General features: G+C 57.8%; 14 protein-coding genes. 6 read left to right on the forward strand and 8 right to left on the reverse strand.

The window, feature by feature from the left end:
* Positions 1-482: 482 nt before the first annotated feature.
* Entirely contained in the window at positions 483-920 is a 438-nt protein-coding gene (locus K0F75_RS17375; protein WP_219063187.1) for a hypothetical protein, read from the reverse strand.
* Positions 921-1,021: 101 nt separating this feature from the next.
* Here K0F75_RS17375 and K0F75_RS17380 point away from each other — a divergent pair, with 101 nt between their 5' ends.
* Positions 1,022-1,462 carry a universal stress protein gene (locus K0F75_RS17380; protein ID WP_219063188.1) on the forward strand — a complete coding sequence of 147 codons (441 nt, stop codon included), beginning with the start codon at positions 1,022-1,024 and terminating at the stop codon, positions 1,460-1,462.
* Positions 1,463-1,566: 104 nt separating this feature from the next.
* On the opposite strand, the gene K0F75_RS17385 is transcribed toward K0F75_RS17380, so the two are convergent.
* The gene (locus K0F75_RS17385; RefSeq protein ID WP_219063189.1) at positions 1,567-3,477 is read right to left on the reverse strand and encodes an ATP-binding cassette domain-containing protein; all 1,911 of its coding nucleotides are present in this window, start codon (positions 3,475-3,477) and stop codon (positions 1,567-1,569) included.
* Between the two features lie 228 nt (positions 3,478-3,705).
* On the opposite strand from K0F75_RS17385, the gene K0F75_RS17390 reads away from it, so the two are divergent.
* Positions 3,706-5,634, forward strand: a complete 1,929-nt coding sequence (locus K0F75_RS17390) for a transglycosylase SLT domain-containing protein (protein WP_219063190.1) — start codon at positions 3,706-3,708, stop codon at positions 5,632-5,634.
* Between the two features lie 92 nt (positions 5,635-5,726).
* Here the strand turns inward: K0F75_RS17390 and K0F75_RS17395 are convergent, their stop codons facing one another.
* Together K0F75_RS17395 and K0F75_RS17400 are read right to left on the reverse strand one after the other, a co-directional pair.
* Complete coding sequence (locus K0F75_RS17395) at positions 5,727-6,536, reverse strand: MOSC domain-containing protein (protein WP_219063191.1); 810 nt, start codon at positions 6,534-6,536, stop codon at positions 5,727-5,729.
* 87 nt (positions 6,537-6,623) lie between these two features.
* Positions 6,624-7,553 carry a chemotaxis protein CheV gene (locus K0F75_RS17400; protein ID WP_219063192.1) on the reverse strand — a complete coding sequence of 310 codons (930 nt, stop codon included), beginning with the start codon at positions 7,551-7,553 and terminating at the stop codon, positions 6,624-6,626.
* A 347-nt stretch (positions 7,554-7,900) separates the two neighbouring features.
* Here K0F75_RS17400 and K0F75_RS17405 point away from each other — a divergent pair, with 347 nt between their 5' ends.
* Positions 7,901-8,368 carry a hypothetical protein gene (locus K0F75_RS17405; protein WP_219063193.1) on the forward strand — a complete coding sequence of 156 codons (468 nt, stop codon included), beginning with the start codon at positions 7,901-7,903 and terminating at the stop codon, positions 8,366-8,368.
* 49 nt (positions 8,369-8,417) lie between these two features.
* Here the strand turns inward: K0F75_RS17405 and yegS are convergent, their stop codons facing one another.
* Positions 8,418-9,341: a lipid kinase YegS gene (yegS, locus tag K0F75_RS17410; protein WP_219063194.1), complete on the reverse strand. Its 924-nt coding sequence runs from the start codon at positions 9,339-9,341 to the stop codon at positions 8,418-8,420.
* Between the two features lie 399 nt (positions 9,342-9,740).
* Between yegS and K0F75_RS17415 the strand changes: the two genes are divergently transcribed.
* A complete protein-coding gene (locus K0F75_RS17415; protein ID WP_219063195.1) occupies positions 9,741-11,177 on the forward strand; it encodes an undecaprenyl-phosphate glucose phosphotransferase in 1,437 nt (478 codons plus the stop codon).
* Positions 11,177-12,640, forward strand: coding sequence for a mannose-1-phosphate guanylyltransferase/mannose-6-phosphate isomerase (locus tag K0F75_RS17420; RefSeq protein ID WP_219063196.1), 1,464 nt, complete (start codon positions 11,177-11,179; stop codon positions 12,638-12,640). Before K0F75_RS17415 ends, K0F75_RS17420 begins: the two co-directional genes overlap by 1 nt.
* 53 nt (positions 12,641-12,693) lie before the next feature.
* On the opposite strand, the gene K0F75_RS17425 is transcribed toward K0F75_RS17420, so the two are convergent.
* The 3 genes from K0F75_RS17425 to K0F75_RS17435 form a co-directional block, all read right to left on the reverse strand.
* Positions 12,694-13,071, reverse strand: a complete 378-nt coding sequence (locus tag K0F75_RS17425) for a VOC family protein (protein ID WP_219063197.1) — start codon at positions 13,069-13,071, stop codon at positions 12,694-12,696.
* A 125-nt stretch (positions 13,072-13,196) separates the two neighbouring features.
* Positions 13,197-14,210, reverse strand: coding sequence for a Fic family protein (locus K0F75_RS17430; protein WP_219063198.1), 1,014 nt, complete (start codon positions 14,208-14,210; stop codon positions 13,197-13,199).
* Between the two features lie 28 nt (positions 14,211-14,238).
* Positions 14,239-15,123, reverse strand: a complete 885-nt coding sequence (locus K0F75_RS17435) for a LysR family transcriptional regulator (RefSeq protein WP_219063199.1) — start codon at positions 15,121-15,123, stop codon at positions 14,239-14,241.
* A gap of 119 nt (positions 15,124-15,242) precedes the next feature.
* Here K0F75_RS17435 and K0F75_RS17440 point away from each other — a divergent pair, with 119 nt between their 5' ends.
* Positions 15,243-16,799, forward strand: a complete 1,557-nt coding sequence (locus K0F75_RS17440; RefSeq protein ID WP_219063200.1) for an MFS transporter — start codon at positions 15,243-15,245, stop codon at positions 16,797-16,799.
* The last annotated feature ends 26 nt before the right edge of the window (positions 16,800-16,825 follow it).

The following is a 16,825-nucleotide window of genomic DNA, read 5'->3' on the forward strand; positions in this document are numbered from 1 at the left end:
CAAACGCTCAATTCATACGACCGTTTGATTTGGGTAACACACCTTCACGGAAATCCTGGCAATTGTCAAATCAACAAAACGCCAATAAAAGCGGCGAATTATGGGGGTGCATGATCATTCATCAGCACCCATCACAGGTTTGATACACGATTGATGGGGAAGTATTCATGCACGTTATGACGAACAGACAGACGCAAAGTGTCAGGCAAACCCTGCACGGTTGAGGTGACGGGCAGCTTTTGCGAATAAAATGATGGGCGCGACAGCGACAAACGCTTCGGGAGCGACTACATTCAGCGCACTGAATGTTTCAGGCCGAACACGTCCGGCCGAAACATCGCGCAGCACAGTGCCTTCCCAGTCTCGTCACAGGGATCGCTACAAATTATCGGCCTGCCTGGCCACCCCGGCCCGATGTTGTTGTCGGGCTTTTTATTGCCTGGATTTTGAGGTGTGGCTGATTGCCAACACCGTCAGAATCGTCAAGCCAGCGCTTTAAGGACGGCGGAGATGCGTTGCAATATTTCGGGTTCGCCGCGCTCGCCCCAGTACAAGGCGATCATTTGCTGAGCTGCCTCGACCTTGAACACATTGGCTGGAAGCGTACTGAACTGGGCCATCAGTTGCGCATCCTCGCAGGGCTCGCGCCATTGGTTGAGCCAGACGCCCGGAGTGGTTTGCCAATAGACCCAGCACACGGCCCGTTCGCTACGGCGCGGTCGATGGTATTGCGCGCAGGGGCTTGGCGGCTCTTCTGGCAGCCAGTGCGGCCATTCCTGAGGCGCCAGTTGCATGCCAAGTCCAATACGCCGTGCTTCCATGCGCAGGGCCATCTTGCCGCTCTGGTGGCGCGAAGGTCGCAGCCACGCCAAAGGACTCAGGACCAGCGCAAGGATTGACAACACTATCCAGACCGTCATATTTCTTATTCCCAGAAGTAATTATCAATTTAACCGCGCACCCAGCCCTGGGTGAAAAGAGCCATACTTACAGCTATCGCAATCCTAAAGAGGAGCTCCTCATGCCATACGAACACATTTTGGTCGCTATAGACCTCACTGAAGAGTGCGATCCTGTTATCCGCCGCGCTCGCGAACTCGCCGTCAGCAATGGTGCCAAATTGTCCCTGGTGCATATCGTTGAACCCATGGCCATGGCCTTTGGTGGCGATGTACCGATGGATCTCTCCCAATTGCAACAGCAGCAGTTCGACCAGGCCAAAGAGAAACTCGAAGCCTTGAAGCTGAAATACCCGGAAGTCCGGATCGGCGACAGCCACCTCACCTATGGTCAGCCCCGACAGGAAATCCATCAACTGGCCAAGGCGCAGGGCTGCGACCTGATCGTTGTCGGCAGCCATGGCCGGCATGGCTTGGCGTTGCTGCTCGGTTCGACTGCCAACGACGTCCTCCACGGTGCGCCGTGCGACGTTCTTGCCGTGCGCCTGAAGCGCCCTGAGTAACCGGGATATAAATTGAAGGCAGGTGCGACCCGCCTTCAGTAAAAAGCCCGGGCCATTTGCAAATGGCCCGGGCTTTTTTATTCAGCTCAGCAAAGCAAAACGCATTACGCGTCCAGCTCGGCCCAGCGCTCCAACAATGCATCGAGTTGCGCTTGCTGGCTTTCCATTTGCGCCAGCACTGCAGCAGTCTGCTCGGCTGGGCGCTGATAGAAACCGGCATGAGCCATTTCAGCCGTCAGAGCAGCCATCTGCGCCTCGACATCGTCGATTTGTGCAGGCAGCCCTTCCAGCTCGCGTTGCAGCTTGTAGCTGAGCTTCTTCTTGGCCACTGGCATTTCCTGAGCCGCCACAGGCGTCGCAGCAACAACCGCAGTCGCCAGTTCGGCTTTACCGGATTTATTCTCGGTCACACCCAGCAGGCGCGGCGAGCCGCCCTGGCGCAGCCAGTCCTGATAACCACCGACGTATTCACGAACCTTGCCTTCGCCTTCAAACACCAAGGTGCTGGTCACAACGTTATCGAGGAATGCCCGGTCGTGACTGACCATCAACACGGTGCCTTTGAAGGTCAACAGCACTTCTTCAAGCAACTCGAGGGTTTCCACATCGAGGTCGTTGGTAGGTTCGTCGAGTACCAGCAGGTTGGCTGGCTTGCTGAACAGTTTGGCCAGCAACAGACGCGCACGCTCGCCACCGGACAATGCCTTCACTGGCGTACGAGCACGCTGCGGGCTGAACAGGAAGTCGCCCAGATAGCTCAGTACATGCCGGCTCTGACCGTCGATATCGATGAAATCCCGACCTTCGGCCACGTTGTCGATAACGGTTTTTTCCAGATCGAGCTGGTGACGCAACTGGTCGAAATAGGCCACTTCCAGACGCGTACCCACTTCCACGGTGCCGCTGGAGGGTTGCAGGTTATCAAGCATCAGCTTGAGCAAGGTGGTCTTGCCGGTACCGTTGGCGCCCAACAGACCGATACGGTCCTCGCGCTGCAGGACCATGGAGAAATCCTTGATCAGGAACGGACCGCCCGGGTGAGCGAAGCTGACGTTGTCCAGAACCATCACTTGCTTGCCCGACTTGTCGGATGTATCCAGCTGAATGTTGGCCTTGCCTGTGCGCTCACGACGCTCGCCACGCTCCACACGCAACTCTTTCAAGGCGCGTACGCGACCTTCGTTACGGGTACGACGAGCCTTGATGCCCTGACGAATCCAGACTTCTTCTTGCGCGAGGCGCTTGTCGAACAGCGCGTTGGCGGTTTCTTCCGCGGACAACTGGGCTTCTTTGTGGACCAGGAAGCTGGCGTAGTCGCCATCCCAGTCGATCAGACCGCCACGGTCCAGCTCAAGAATGCGGGTGGCCAGGTTCTGCAGAAAGGACCGGTCGTGGGTAATGAACAGAACCGCGCCCTGGAAGCCCATCAAGGCCTCTTCGAGCCAAGCGATCGCGCCGATATCCAAGTGGTTGGTCGGTTCGTCGAGCAGCAGCAGATCGGGCTCGGAGACCAACGCCTGGGCCAGCAAGACCCGACGACGCCAGCCACCGGACAGCTCAGCCAGGGTTTTGTCGGCCGGCAATTGCAGGCGGCTCAAGGTGCTGTCAACCAATTGCTGCAGACGCCAGCCGTCGCGGGACTCAAGGTCGTGCTGAACATGCATCAGCTTGTCCAGATCCTCGGCGGTGACGATGTTCTGGCTCAGGTGGTGGTACTCGGCAAGCAATGCGCCGACGCCATCCAGGCCTTCAGCGACCACGTCGAACACTGTCCGATCGTCGGCCACCGGTAATTCCTGCGGCAGCTCGCCGATTTTCAGGCCCGGGGCACGCCACACAGAACCGTCGTCAGGCTTTTGTACGCCCTTGACGAGTTTCAACATACTGGACTTGCCAGTGCCATTGCGGCCGATGATGCACACCCGCTCACCACGGGCGATCTGCCAGGACACCTTGTCCAACAACGGCATAGCGCCGAAAGCAAGGGACACATCGCTGAATTTGAGCAGGGTCATGAGTTTCTCCAAAAACTGGGCGCGCATTCTACCTGAGATACCCAGGCTATGTCGGCATTCAATGACGAACAACCCGCCGCGACTGAACGCAAATCCCTGATTTGCTCCCCATAAAAGAGGCGGATGAATATTTCTGTCACACGTCGCATAGTCGGCAATGCTTTCACCCGGAGCTGGCAAAGGGCTAAGCTAGTAGTACCTTTCACGGTTCATCTGCACGGAAGTCTCATGCGCAGTCGTTTGTTCAGTTTTTTATCCTGCCTGCTTCTCTCTGCGACCGCTGCGCAGTCGGCACAAGCAGCAGATCTCACCCTTCAGCGTCAGTATTACGACGAGGCAAAGCGCGCACTGGCCAAAGGTGATTCCGGCCCCTACGTGCGTTATAGCCAGGCGCTCGCCGATTATCCGCTGGAACCTTATCTGGCCTACGACGAACTGACCGCACGACTCAAGACCGCGACCAATCCGGAAATCGAACGGTTTCTCTCGGCTCACGGCGACCTGCCTCAGGCTAACTGGATGAAGCTGCGCTGGTTGCGCTGGCTGGCCGAACGTGGCGACTGGCAGACATTCGCCCAGTATTACGACCCCAAGCTCAACTTCACCGAACTCGACTGCCTCTACGGCCAATACCAGCTGAGCCACAACCTGCGCGCACAAGGCTATGCCAACGCCGAGAAGTTGTGGATGACCGGCAAAACTCAGCCTGCCGCGTGCGATGCTTTATTTTCGAGCTGGGCGGCCGAGGGCCAGTTACCGGAAGAGAAACGCTGGCAACGTGCCAAGCTGGCCGCACAAGCACGCAATTACAACCTGGCCAATTCCCTGGTCGACAGCCTCGTTACGCTGGCCCCGCAAGGCAAGCTGCTGATCGCGGTCGCGCAGAAACCTGAACTGCTCAACGACCCTTCGCGCTTCGCGCCGGTCGATGAAGCCATGTCCGACGTGGTCGGTCTTGGCCTGCGACGCCTGGCCAAGCTGGACCCGCAGAAAGCCATGGACATGCTCGACAGCTACTCGGCGAGAATGCATTTTTCACGCGATGAGCAAGTGGAAATCGCCAAGGAGATCGGCCTGACGCTGGCCCGCCGCTTCGATGGTCGAGCGCTGGAGGTCATGACCAAATATGACCCGGACTTGCGCGACAACACGGTCACCGAATGGCGTTTGCGCCTGCTGCTGCGCTTGGGCCGTTGGGACGACGCGTACCAGTTGACCCGCAAACTGCCGCAGGACCTGGCGATCACCAATCGCTGGCGCTACTGGCAAGCGCGCTCTCTGGAGCTGTCCCAACCGACTAGCCCGTTGGTGCCAACGCTCTACAAAGCGGTCGCCAAAGAGCGCGATTTCTATGGTTTCCTTGCCGCCGATCGTACGCAGACCGCTTATCAGCTGAACAACAAGCCGCTGATGCTCAGTCAGCAACTCATCAACAAGGTCCGCACCACGCCAGGCGTACGTCGGGCACTGGAGTTTCACGATCGTGGCCAGGTGGTGGACGGTCGGCGCGAGTGGTACCACGTCAGCCGCCTGTTCAGCCGCGATGAGATGGTCGCTCAGGCCAAACTGGCCTACGACATGCACTGGTACTTTCCGGCCATCCGCACCATCAGTCAGGCGCAATACTGGGACGACCTGGATATCCGTTTCCCGATGGCCCACCGCGATACGTTGGTACGTGAAGCCAATGTCCGTGGCCTGCACTCCAGCTGGGTGTTTGCCATTACGCGCCAGGAAAGCGCCTTCATGGACGACGCGCGTTCCGGCGTCGGTGCCAGTGGCCTGATGCAATTAATGCCGACCACTGCCAAGGAGACCGCTCGCAAATTCAGCATTCCGCTGGCATCGCCCCAGCAAGTGCTCGACCCGGATAAAAACATCCAGCTGGGCGCTGCCTACCTGAGCCAGGTACACAGCCAGTTCAACGGCAACCGCGTACTCGCATCGGCCGCCTATAACGCTGGCCCCGCCCGCGTTCGCCAATGGCTCAAGGGCGCGAACCACCTGGCATTCGATGTGTGGGTTGAAAGCATCCCCTTCGACGAAACACGTCAGTATGTGCAGAACGTACTGTCTTATTCGGTGATCTACGGCGAAAAACTCAACTCACCGCAGCCTCTGGTGGATTGGCACGAGCGGTTTTTCGACGACCAGTGAGGACTGAAGGTGTCAGGCAGCTCTTCGCTGCCTGACACCTTGCCTTATCGCGACTGAACTCGCTGACAGTCGATGTGTGTACCCGCTGCGACCTACTCCAGCACCGTCACCGGCATCCCGACGTCGAGAATGCCCGGGCCGTCGCTGACCATGTTTTGTCCAAACCAGACTTCCCCTTCGCGCTCGCGATAGGTCTTGAGGGTGGTCAATGGTTCGCGATCCTGGGTACGCTCACCGGTCTTTGGGTCGATGGTCGTGAGTATGCAGCGCGAGCAGCCCTTGAGCAGACGAAACTCGATGTCGCCGATACGGATGCGCTTCCAGCCGTCCTCGGCGAATGCTTCGCTGCCCTCGACCACCAGATTGGGCCTGAACCGGAGCATCTCCAGCGGCCAGCCGACCTTTGCCGACAAATCATCCAGCGAAGCCTGACCGATCAGCAGCAAGGGGAAGCCGTCGGCAAAACCCACCTTGTCTTCAACCGTGCCGTAACCGCTGGGCAACCAGCGAGCACGGTTGTCGGGCACATGAACCATGCGTGTCGGTTTACCCATGAACTCGCTGAGCCACTGCGCCGCCTCATCTCCCGCATCGGGTACACGCAGGGTGTCGCGCCACACGGTCACACCACGCAGCGACGCTTCAGTGTCTTCGGGCAGGGGCACATCGAGGGCCTGGAAGCCGGGGGCATTGAGGGTCACCCCGCCGCCGGCATTCCACAACACCGACAACTGTGACATGTGCGGCATGGCTCGCTGTGTGAAGAAGCGCCCGGAAGCCTCTTCCACCAACATCCAGCGTCGATCTCCAGCCAAGCCCAGCCCATCGAACCGGGCCTGCTGCAGAGGTTCGGCCATGCCAGATTTGAGTGGAAATCGATAAAGCGCGCTGAGACGCAACATGGTCAGCTCCGTAATGGGCAAAGCGTCAATCTATACGAATTACTACTCCGTACGACACCCCAAACCCACCCCGAAACCAAAAATCCGTCAGGCCTGATCCAGCATCAGACGCTCACGCACCACGTCGACCAATTTGTCCGGCTGGAACTTGGAGAGGAAGTTGTCGCAGCCGACCTTCTTCACCATTGATTCGTTGAAGCTGCCCGACAACGAGGTATGCAGCACCACATACAGACCGCGCAAGCGGGGATCGTTGCGGATCTCGGTGGTCAGGCGATAACCATCCATCTCCGGCATCTCGGCGTCGGTGAACACCATCAACAGCTTGTCAGTCATGACTTCGCCGGTATCAGCCCATGCCTTGAGCATATTCAACGCCTTGAGCCCGTCACGGGCGATGTGCATCTTCACCCCAAGCTGAGACAAGGTGTCACGCAGTTGCGCCAACGCCACATTCGAATCATCCACCAACAGCACTTCGCGACCACGGGCAAGTTCCAGGACGGGATCCTGAAGTTTTTCACGGGAGACTTTGGCGTTGTAGGGCACGATTTCAGCGAGGACTTTTTCGACGTCGATAATCTCCACCAACTGATCATCGACTTTGCTGATGGCGGTCAGGTAATGCTGGCGGCCAGCACTGACAGGCGGTGGCAGAATCGCTTCCCAGTTCATGTTGACGATGCGATCCACCCCCCCAACCAAAAACGCCTGCACCGACCGATTGTACTCGGTGACGATGATCGTACTGGTGGGCCCCGGTATCAGCGGACGCATACCAATCGCCTGGGAAAGATCGATGACCGGGAGCGTCTGACCACGCAGGTTGACCACACCACAGACAAAGGGATGACGTTGTGGCATCAGGGTCAGCTTGGGCAGCTGCAAAACCTCCTGAACCTTGAAAACGTTGATCGCGAACAGTTGTCGCCCGGCCAGGCGAAACATCAGAATTTCCAGGCGATTCTCACCCACCAGCTGCGTGCGTTGATCTACCGTGTCGAGAATGCCAGCCATTAATGACTCCTGGGGGATAGTTCGTATTGAGAGCGCTCAACCCGTTATCGGCCGAAGTGAGCGGGACCTTAATCGCAACAAAATGCCACGTAACGCCCTTGATGTCACATCAACATCACTGTTTGGGTCATTTGCCTTTCCGAAAATAGCCTCTGCCCGTTACGACGCGAAAGAGATTCGCCAAGCACATTGCAGAGCAGATGCAAATAGACGCTATGGACTCGCCGAGTGAACCCGAAAAAACATTCGGAAACGGACTACAGACATCCGTTTGATTTCAACATTAACTTGGAGCCACTCGCCGAGTGCGACCTACGATCGCTGTCCATGAGTTGCGGAGATAAAACATGTTGAACAGCAATGAGTGGCAACATTCGCTCCCTGATTTTCTGACTAAATCGCAAACACTTCTCGCCAAGGCGGAAGAGTGCCTGAGTCATCTGGAATGGTTCATCAACGACAGGGACGCCATCGAGTGCCTGCTCGATGCCCTGTCGACCATCACCGACGAGGCGGATGCCCTGTCGCTTGAGAGCATCGCTGATTTCTCCCGCCATATTCGTCACCTACTGGAGCTTGCCCATCCCCAGACTTGCCTTCAGGGCGATGCGCTGTCCAGCCTCAAGCGCTGCTTCATCCTCCTTGCCTGGCAGCTTGAACTGGTCGATACCGGCACGGGAATGCTGTTGCTTGATGACTGCGAGCAACAGGAGCTGCTGAACGCGTTCGCGGCCATCGTCGGACTTGAAAATCAACGCTCGCGGTTTATGCCCGACAAGCGTTGGTCGACCGCCCCGAATCACTCAAACATCTAGGCAAGATCGCCGCCCCTGCTGCCCCGTGCGCGAGCGCGACTCATCAACCTCAATCACCGACCTGCTCACCGGTGCCGAGCAGTGGCGAATGCGCGGGTAAATGCACGCGCAAGGCCGCAGGACGGACGACGAAGCGCATGCTTTCGCCAGCCATGGGTTCACCGTCGAGATTGATGTCCAGCCCCTGCGCCGACTTGATTTCGACCCAGGGCAGCCGTGCGCGTACAAACATGTTATCGATCCCCAGCCCCCCTTCAAGCAATCCCTTTAGCGTGCTCACTACGTCTTGCGGCGCAGGCAGAATACTGATGTCGAGCAGGCCGTCATCGGCCAAGGCTGTCGGGCACAGGACATGCCCGCCTCCGGCTTGACGACCGTTACCAATCCCCAAGGCCAGCAGATCGCCGCGCCAATGGAAGTCTGGCCCGGTCAGTTCACCGTAGGCTGCACTTAATTCACTAAAGCGCGACAGGCCTGTGAAGAGATAAGCCGCCCCCCCGAGGATTTTTTTCAAATCCTCTGACGTACTGGCTGTTACCTGACTGCCGAAGCCACCGGTGGCCATGTTCAAAAAAAGTTGGCCGCCGACTTCACCCATATCGACCCTGCGGGGTGGCACATCAAGCAAGTCCAGCGCCTCTTTCATTGTTAACGGGACGCCTGCAGCGCGCGCAAAATCATTGGCGGTCCCCATTGGTAACAACACCAGGCTGGCCTCATCGCTCAGTGGGTGACCGGCCAATGCCAGCGCCTCGGCGATTTCACGCAGCGTTCCGTCTCCACCGCCGGCGATAATTTTCCGATGACCCGCCGCCAGCGCTTCGGCGACCAGACGCTGAGCATCGCCAGCCTCCCACGTCACTCTCACTTCCAGCTGCCACCCCTCGTCACGCTTGGCGCCCACGGCCGAACGAACCTCTTCATTGAGGGCCTGCTTGCCGTGCAAAATCAAAAATGCCTTGCGCAGTGTCATTGCTGTCTTCTCCCTCTCGAAACTCAATACCAATGCGGCTTGTGAAGACTATTGACCATCCGGCAGGCAAAAAGACCCCATCAACCAGAAAAAATGATTACCCCCTTAACTCCACCACAAAACGACACCCTCTGTTTCACCTGACTCACACCACAAAATCAATTCAGTTGGATTGATCTCGGAGGTAAAAACAGAAAGGCCAGAAATATTTTGTAGAAAAAAACTGCCCAGCTGCAAATTGCCATTGAAATGCAATCAGGGCCTGTGTTTAATTCGACAGAATATTGGCTATCTCGAAAAATGAATGCGCATAAGTCATTTTATTGACTTTGCTAATGAATATCCGTCTCAGTACCGCGGGATTTGGCACTGAATTCATGGCTTGAGGGATGGACAGTTATGCGCCTGCAACCTGTTGACAGTCTTCTGCTTACGCGCTCCAGCCTGGTCGAATACTTTTTGTTCGGTATTCGCCTCGTGCACGGCGTGACCTGCATTCTCCCGGGATTATTGATTCTGGCGTTCTGGCAAACTGACCACCCCATTGCACTGAAGAGCTATTTAGCGGTGCTGATGTTCTTTGGTTTCATCAGCGTATTGATCTTTCAGGCCATCGGGGTCTATTCGGAATCCATCTTCAGCAACCTGTTGCGCTTTCGCCTGACCCTGTTCGCCTGGTCTTCGGCGTTCTGCCTGCTGCTGTTCATGCATCAGGCATTGTCTCTGTTCAACTACATCTCCGATGTGCAACTGATCCTCTGGTTCACGACTAGCTTTGTGCTGTTCGGCGTCGAGCGTCTTTTCCTGCTGATGATGTTCCAGCGCCTCATGCAAAAAGGCTTCTTCCTGCAGAACGCGATCATTCTCGGTGCAACTGAAAACGGTCAGCGCCTGGCCGAGTACCTGGAGCAGAACCAGGACATCCGTTCCGGGGTTTCCGGGTTTATCGACGACCGTATCGGGCGCATGCCTAAAACCGTGGCCAATCTGTCAGTGCTGGGCAACTCCGGCGATCTGGAAAGGCTGATTCGCGAAGAGAAGGTCACTCAGGTGCTGGTCGCCCTGCCCTGGACCGCAGAAAACCGTATGGATTACATCATTCGCGAGCTGCGCAGGTTGCCCGTCAACGTGCTGCTGGTCCCAGACATGGTTGCGTTCCGGCATGCTCACAACCGCCTCACCGAAGTGGCTAACCTGCCGATGTTCAACGCATCCGAAGTACCGCTGCGCGGTTGGTCGCCTTTTTTCAAACGACTGGAGGACATGGTGCTGGCAAGCTTTGCCCTGCTCCTGCTGTTACCGGTGATGGTGCTGGTCGCCATTGCGATCAAGCTCGACTCCCCAGGCCCGGTGCTGTTCAGGCAAAAGCGCTACGGCTACAACAACCGGCTGATCGAAGTCTGCAAATTCCGTTCGATGTACCAGCATCAAGCCGATGCGACCGCCGAGACGCAAACCACTCGCGGTGACGCCAGGATCACCCGGATTGGACGCTTTATCCGCAAGACCAGCCTTGACGAGTTGCCACAACTGTTCAACGTCTTCGCCGGCAGTATGTCCATGGTCGGGCCGCGTCCGCACGCCACTGCAACCAAGGCCGCAGGCATTCTTTTTGAAGAAGCGGTCAAAGAATACACGGCTCGCCATCGGGTCAAACCGGGCATTACTGGCCTTGCGCAAATCAACGGCTATCGTGGTGAAACGGACACGTTGGAAAAAATCGAAAAGCGCGTCGAATTCGACCTCGAATACATAGAAAACTGGTCGGTCTGGTTTGATCTGTACATCCTTTTCCGCACTGTTCCTGCAGTGCTATTCACTCGTGAGGCCTATTGATGAGCACTCTCATCCCTTGCATTATCGCTGGCGGCGCCGGCACCCGACTGTGGCCGGTTTCCCGCGAAGCCATGCCCAAGCCCTTCATGCGTCTTCCCGATGGCGAAAGCCTGCTGCAAAAAACCTTCGTTCGGGCCGTCGGATTGGCCGACGTCGACCGAATCCTGACCGTGACCAACCGTGACGTGTATTTCCGTACGGTGGACGACTACCGCCAACTCAATAAGGGCCACGTGAGCCTGGACTTCATCCTTGAACCGTTCGGGCGCAATACGGCCCCGGCCATCGCGGCGGCGGCGCTGCATGTCGCTCGTTTGTACGGCGACGATGCTCACTTGCTAATTCTTCCAGCCGATCATTTGATCAAGGATGTAGAGGCGTTCGCTCAAGCCGTGAACGCGGCTCGAACACTGGCTGACCAAGGCTGGATGGTGACATTTGGCATCGTACCGACCAAGGCTGAAACCGGGTTTGGTTATATCGAAAAAGGTCAGGCCTTGAATTCGACAGCCACAGCCTATCAAGTGGCCCGTTTTGTCGAAAAACCAGACGCTGACACCGCCCAGGGTTACCTCGACGGTGGATTGCACCTGTGGAACGGCGGCATGTTCTGCATGCGCGCCGACACGATCTTGCGCGAGCTGGAAGAGCACGCACCGCAAGTATTGGCCTCGGTCAAAGCTTGCCTGGAGCAAAGCACGAGCAAGGAAGGCAATCACGAATTGCAGCTGGAACTGGACAGTGAACTGTTCGCTCTGGCCCCGGACATTTCCATCGACTACGCCGTGATGGAGCCCTCGCAAAAAGTCGCGGTGGTGCCGTGCCAGCTAGGCTGGAGCGACATCGGCTCATGGCAGGCCATGCGTGAACTGAGCCCGGCCGATACCGATGGCAACCAATGCAACGGCCAGACCGTCTTGCATGACGTGACCAATTGCTACATCGACTCGCCACGACGACTGGTGGGCGGCGTCGGCCTGGATAACCTGATCATCATCGATACCCCCGACGCGCTGCTGATTGCCGACGCGAATCGTAGCCAGGACGTCAGAATCATTGCCAAGGAACTCAAGCGCCAGGGCCATGATGCTTATCGCCTGCACCGTACCGTCACCCGCCCGTGGGGGACCTACACCGTGCTTGAAGAAGGCAAGCGCTTCAAGATCAAACGCATCATGGTCCGCCCTCAGGCATCGTTGTCACTGCAAATGCACCATCACCGCAGCGAACACTGGATTGTGGTCAGCGGCATGGCGCGGGTAACCAACGGCGACAGTGAATTTCTACTCGACACCAATGAGTCGACGTTTATCAAACCTGGCCGCACTCATCGCCTGATCAACCCCGGCGTGGTCGATCTGGTCATGATTGAAGTACAGAGCGGCGAATACCTGGGTGAAGACGACATTGTTCGCTTCACCGACGTTTATGGTCGCGTGCCCGTGGAAACGCTCAAGGCCTAGCAGGTCGCATCACCCTCGAGAGAACAGCAGGCAGTAGCGGCAGCTGTACCCGCTCAGACCTGCTCGGAAATTTCGATCAGGTTCAGGTCCGGGTCGCGCACGTACACCGAGCGAATGGGCCCGGTGGCGCCCGTGCGCATGATCGGGCCTTCGACAATTGGCCAGCGGGCCTCAGCCAGGCGCTCAATCACCTGCTCCAGCGGAATCGACGCAATAAAGCACAGGTCCAGCGCGCCCGGAACCGGCAGATGCGCCTTGGGCTCGAATTCGTGCCCGCGTATGTGCAGGTTGATTTTCTGGTTGCCAAACGTGAACGCCATACGTCCGGCACCAAAGGTCTCCAGTTGCATGCCGAGCACGCGGGTATAGAAATCCCGAGTGGCATCGGCATTGCTGGCGGTCAGGACCAAATGGTCAAGATGGTCGATCATGGGTTGAGCTCCTTGAACAAGGTCGAAGGCACTTGCTGGTGCATTTTAATGACACGGAATGGAATTGGGTGCCCGAGCACAATGACCCGAATGCCTTGCAGAGGCTGACGAAGTCGACTGAGGCTTTAGGGATGTTTAAGCATTGAATGGCCACGCTCAGTCAACCGATACATCTGCACAGGGCTGCGGGGTGAGTCGGGATCGGTCATTTCTACCAGCCCTGCCGCCAATGCCGGGTTGAGGTACGTGCGACGAAATGATTGCCGATGCACGAGGCCCAATTGCTCCATCAGCTCGCCGGACTTGAACGAAGGATGGCTTGCGAGAACCTTGAGTAGTTTTTTTACCGGGTCGGTTACTTGTGCGGTTACTTGTGCGGTCTGATCCACGTCGCTCAGAGCCTGCTTCAAGGCACCCAACATGAACTCAACGAAAGGCGTCGCTTCGGCTAACTGATCTGCCGCGGATAGCGCACCGTAATACGCGTCCTGCTGATCACGAATGACCGTTTCTACCGGCAGATACGCCAGCACTGGACGCCACTGACTCAGGATCAGGGTTTGCCAGAGTCGACCCATTCGTCCATTGCCGTCCGCAAAGGGGTGGATGAATTCAAACTCGTAATGGAACACGCAACTGGCGATCAACGGGTGCAAATCGCCCCCCTCCAGCCAACCCAGCAAGTCATCCATGAGTGCCGCGACGCGACTGGCCGGAGGAGCCATATGCAGGAATCGGTCACCGCGATAAATCCCCACCCCGCCCCGACGAAACCGACCGGCGTCATCTATCAAGCCGTGCATCAATAGCGCGTGAGCCTGCAACAGGTCAGAGCGGACATCGGCTTTCCATCCGGGCATAGCTTCGTAAGTAGCGAAGGCATTGCGCACTTCCTGAATCTCACGAGGCAGACCAAGCACTCGCTGCCCGTCCAGCACCGCAGTCACCTGTTCCAGGCTCAACGTGTTGTTCTCGATAGCCAGCGACGCCTGAATGGTACGAATGCGATTGCCACGCCTCAGCATTGGGGTCTGCGTCGTTTCCCGCAACGACGACAAGCGACCGACCTGTTCGCTGATATCTGCGACGAGGGCGAGCATCCGTGGGGTCAGTGTCAACGGTGGCTGGTATTTCTTCATTTACTAAAGTCCATGATCAATCTTCATGTTACAGAGTGGGTCTCTCACTGAAATCCTTTACGTGTTCGATAAAACGCGCCACCGCCGGAGCCTTTTCAAAACGTCGATAGACCAGCGACAAGAATGACGAAGGTTGGCAGTCTTGAATACGCCGGTACACCACATTGGGCAACTTGATGTGGTCCACCATCGACTCCGGCACCACGGCCACACCCTGGCCGAGGGACACCAGCGCCACAACAGCGACCAACCCACCCGGTTGAGGCCCAAGCGTTGGCGCATAGCCGCCTTGCGCAGCGACCTGCAAGGTGCCGGATATCTGCTCGGGGAGAATGAAGATTTCATTCTGCAAATGCGCCGCATTGATTTCTTTCAGACGACACAGCCATGAGCTGCCTGGCAGCGCCAGCGCAAAGCCTTCTACCAACAGACTGATGGTGCTCAGGGCTTCGGGTAAATGCATGGGCGAGCGGATGTAACCGACATCCAACCGCCCTTCCTCGATCAATCCTGGCAAAACCGGCATCAGGTTCTCGCTGATGGTGAAGCCAATGTCCGGATAACGCAGGCGAAAGCTGCTGACCTGTTTTTGCAGCACCCCGGAAAACACCGCCGAAGCCACATAACCCAGCTCAATGTGGCCGGTCTCACCGCGCCCCGCTCGCTGCGCATTGAGCTGCGCGGCTTCGAACTGACGCACGGTCAGCTCCGCCTCTGCCTGCAAGGCCCTGCCCGCATCCGTCAGGCTGACCTCGCGTTGCAGGCGCAGGAACAAGCGCGTGCCCAAGGCGCTTTCCATGTCCTGAATCTGTCGCGTAAGCGTCGGCGGAGCAATGCCCAGTTGTGCTGCGGCACGGCTGAAATTCCTGTGCTTGGCGACGGCCAGAAAGTAACGAAAGTGGCGTATTTCCATGACTGCATTAGCTCAAAGGTAATGAAGTGCTCAAGCCCAGGTAACAAAGCGCCTAAGGCAGCGCAATAAGCTTGCTGGCACGTTACCCATAAAGCAATCGTGTATCTGCGAGGAATGACATGAAAACGCCCAGCCCGCGCATGACCCTGTTGACCGCCTCGGCGGTCTGCTCGCTTATCGTTCTGGACACCAATATTGTCGCCGTGACCTTGCCCAGTATTGCCCGTGACCTGGGGGCTAATTTCGCCGACATCGAATGGGTGGTCAGCGCCTACATGCTGGCCTTCGCCGCACTGCTATTGCCCGCCGGCAGCATTGCCGATCGTTTTGGCCGGAAGAAGACCCTGCTCTGCGGCCTGGCGCTGTTCATTCTGGCCTCACTGGGCTGTGGCGCGGCGCCAAACATCCTCTTCCTCGACATTGCCCGAGCGATCAAAGGTGTAGGGGCCGCGCTGTTGTTGACCTCGGCACTGGCGACTATCGGCCATGCGTTCCACGACGAGACTGAACGGGCCAAAGCCTGGGCGTTCTGGGGGGCCTGCATGGGCGTAGCCATGACCGCCGCGCCCACCGTGGGTGGTCTGATTGCCTCATTCGTGGGCTGGCGCTGGATTTTCTACCTGAACCTGCCGCTGGGCTTGCTGCTGGTGAGCATGGTATGGCGCAACATCGACGAGTCGCGCAACGAACAATCGGCGCGGCTCGACCCATGGGGCAGCCTGGCGTTTAGCAGCAGTCTGCTGTGTCTTATCTGGGGCCTGATCGAGGCCAATCGCATTGGCTGGGACAATTCATTGACCACCCTGCGCTTGCTGGCCGGCGTACTGTTGATGGTCCTGTTCGTGGTGGTTGAGCGGCTACAGCTTCGGCCTATGGTCGATCTGCAATTGTTCAAACACCCGCGGTTCGTTGGTGCGCTCCTGGGCATGTTCGCTTACGCAGGTTGTGCCCAAGTAATGATGACGCTACTACCGTTCTACTTGCAGAATGGCCTGGGGTTCACTGCCATCGCCTCCGGGCTGGGCATGTTGCCGTTCGCCCTGACCATGCTCATCTTCCCGAAGATCGGCACGCGGTTGTCTCGTCGGTTATCGCCAGCCAGCATGATGGCCCTCGGGCTGACTCTGGTCGGTTGCGGCAACCTGCTCAGCGCCTGGGCGGTGTCTATGGGCGGCTACCTGAGCGTTGCCTGCGCCATCGCCGTCACCGGGGCTGGCGCCGGACTACTCAATGGCGATACCCAGAAGAACATCATGGCGTGCGTACCGCGTGACCGTGCAGGCATGGCGTCCGGCATGAGCACCACGATGCGTTTCAGCGCGATCATGCTCGCCATCGGTGTGTTCGGCGCCTTGTTGGCCAGCCACTCGCAACAGGCCTTGACCCGTAGCCTGCGACTCAATGCTCCCGGCTGGCTGGCTCAGACTGATCACATCGTGTCCCGCGTGGTGGCCGGTGACATGGTCGCGGCGATGCAGCCGCTGACGGAGAATGCGCGGCTGATCGTCCAGCCGCTGGCGCAACAGGCATTTGTTTCAGGCTTCAGCACGGTCCTGTGGGTGGCCGGACTGATGGCGCTGCTTGGCGCCCTGCTGGTGGGCACCCTGATGCGCAACCCGATACCGGCGGTCGAGTCGTGGCGATCACCGCCCAACCGGCCATGGCCGAGTTCGTGAGTTTCACTCAAGCTCAGGACGTCAAA

Source organism: Pseudomonas sp. UMAB-08 (assembly GCF_900095225.1).
Taxonomy (GTDB): domain Bacteria; phylum Pseudomonadota; class Gammaproteobacteria; order Pseudomonadales; family Pseudomonadaceae; genus Aquipseudomonas.

Coding starts and splice junctions, on each gene's coding strand:
- K0F75_RS17415 (WP_219063195.1), top strand. CDS start 9,741: ATGCGCCTGCAACCTGTTGACAGTCTTCTGCTTACGCGCTCCAGCCTG.
- K0F75_RS17390 (WP_219063190.1), top strand. CDS start 3,706: ATGCGCAGTCGTTTGTTCAGTTTTTTATCCTGCCTGCTTCTCTCTGCG.
- K0F75_RS17440 (WP_219063200.1), top strand. CDS start 15,243: ATGAAAACGCCCAGCCCGCGCATGACCCTGTTGACCGCCTCGGCGGTC.
- K0F75_RS17425 (WP_219063197.1), bottom strand. CDS start 13,071: ATGATCGACCATCTTGACCATTTGGTCCTGACCGCCAGCAATGCCGAT.
- K0F75_RS17375 (WP_219063187.1), bottom strand. CDS start 920: ATGACGGTCTGGATAGTGTTGTCAATCCTTGCGCTGGTCCTGAGTCCT.
- K0F75_RS17420 (WP_219063196.1), top strand. CDS start 11,177: ATGAGCACTCTCATCCCTTGCATTATCGCTGGCGGCGCCGGCACCCGA.
- K0F75_RS17430 (WP_219063198.1), bottom strand. CDS start 14,210: ATGAAGAAATACCAGCCACCGTTGACACTGACCCCACGGATGCTCGCC.
- K0F75_RS17400 (WP_219063192.1), bottom strand. CDS start 7,553: ATGGCTGGCATTCTCGACACGGTAGATCAACGCACGCAGCTGGTGGGT.
- yegS (WP_219063194.1), bottom strand. CDS start 9,341: ATGACACTGCGCAAGGCATTTTTGATTTTGCACGGCAAGCAGGCCCTC.
- K0F75_RS17405 (WP_219063193.1), top strand. CDS start 7,901: ATGTTGAACAGCAATGAGTGGCAACATTCGCTCCCTGATTTTCTGACT.
- K0F75_RS17385 (WP_219063189.1), bottom strand. CDS start 3,477: ATGACCCTGCTCAAATTCAGCGATGTGTCCCTTGCTTTCGGCGCTATG.
- K0F75_RS17380 (WP_219063188.1), top strand. CDS start 1,022: ATGCCATACGAACACATTTTGGTCGCTATAGACCTCACTGAAGAGTGC.
- K0F75_RS17435 (WP_219063199.1), bottom strand. CDS start 15,123: ATGGAAATACGCCACTTTCGTTACTTTCTGGCCGTCGCCAAGCACAGG.
- K0F75_RS17395 (WP_219063191.1), bottom strand. CDS start 6,536: ATGTTGCGTCTCAGCGCGCTTTATCGATTTCCACTCAAATCTGGCATG.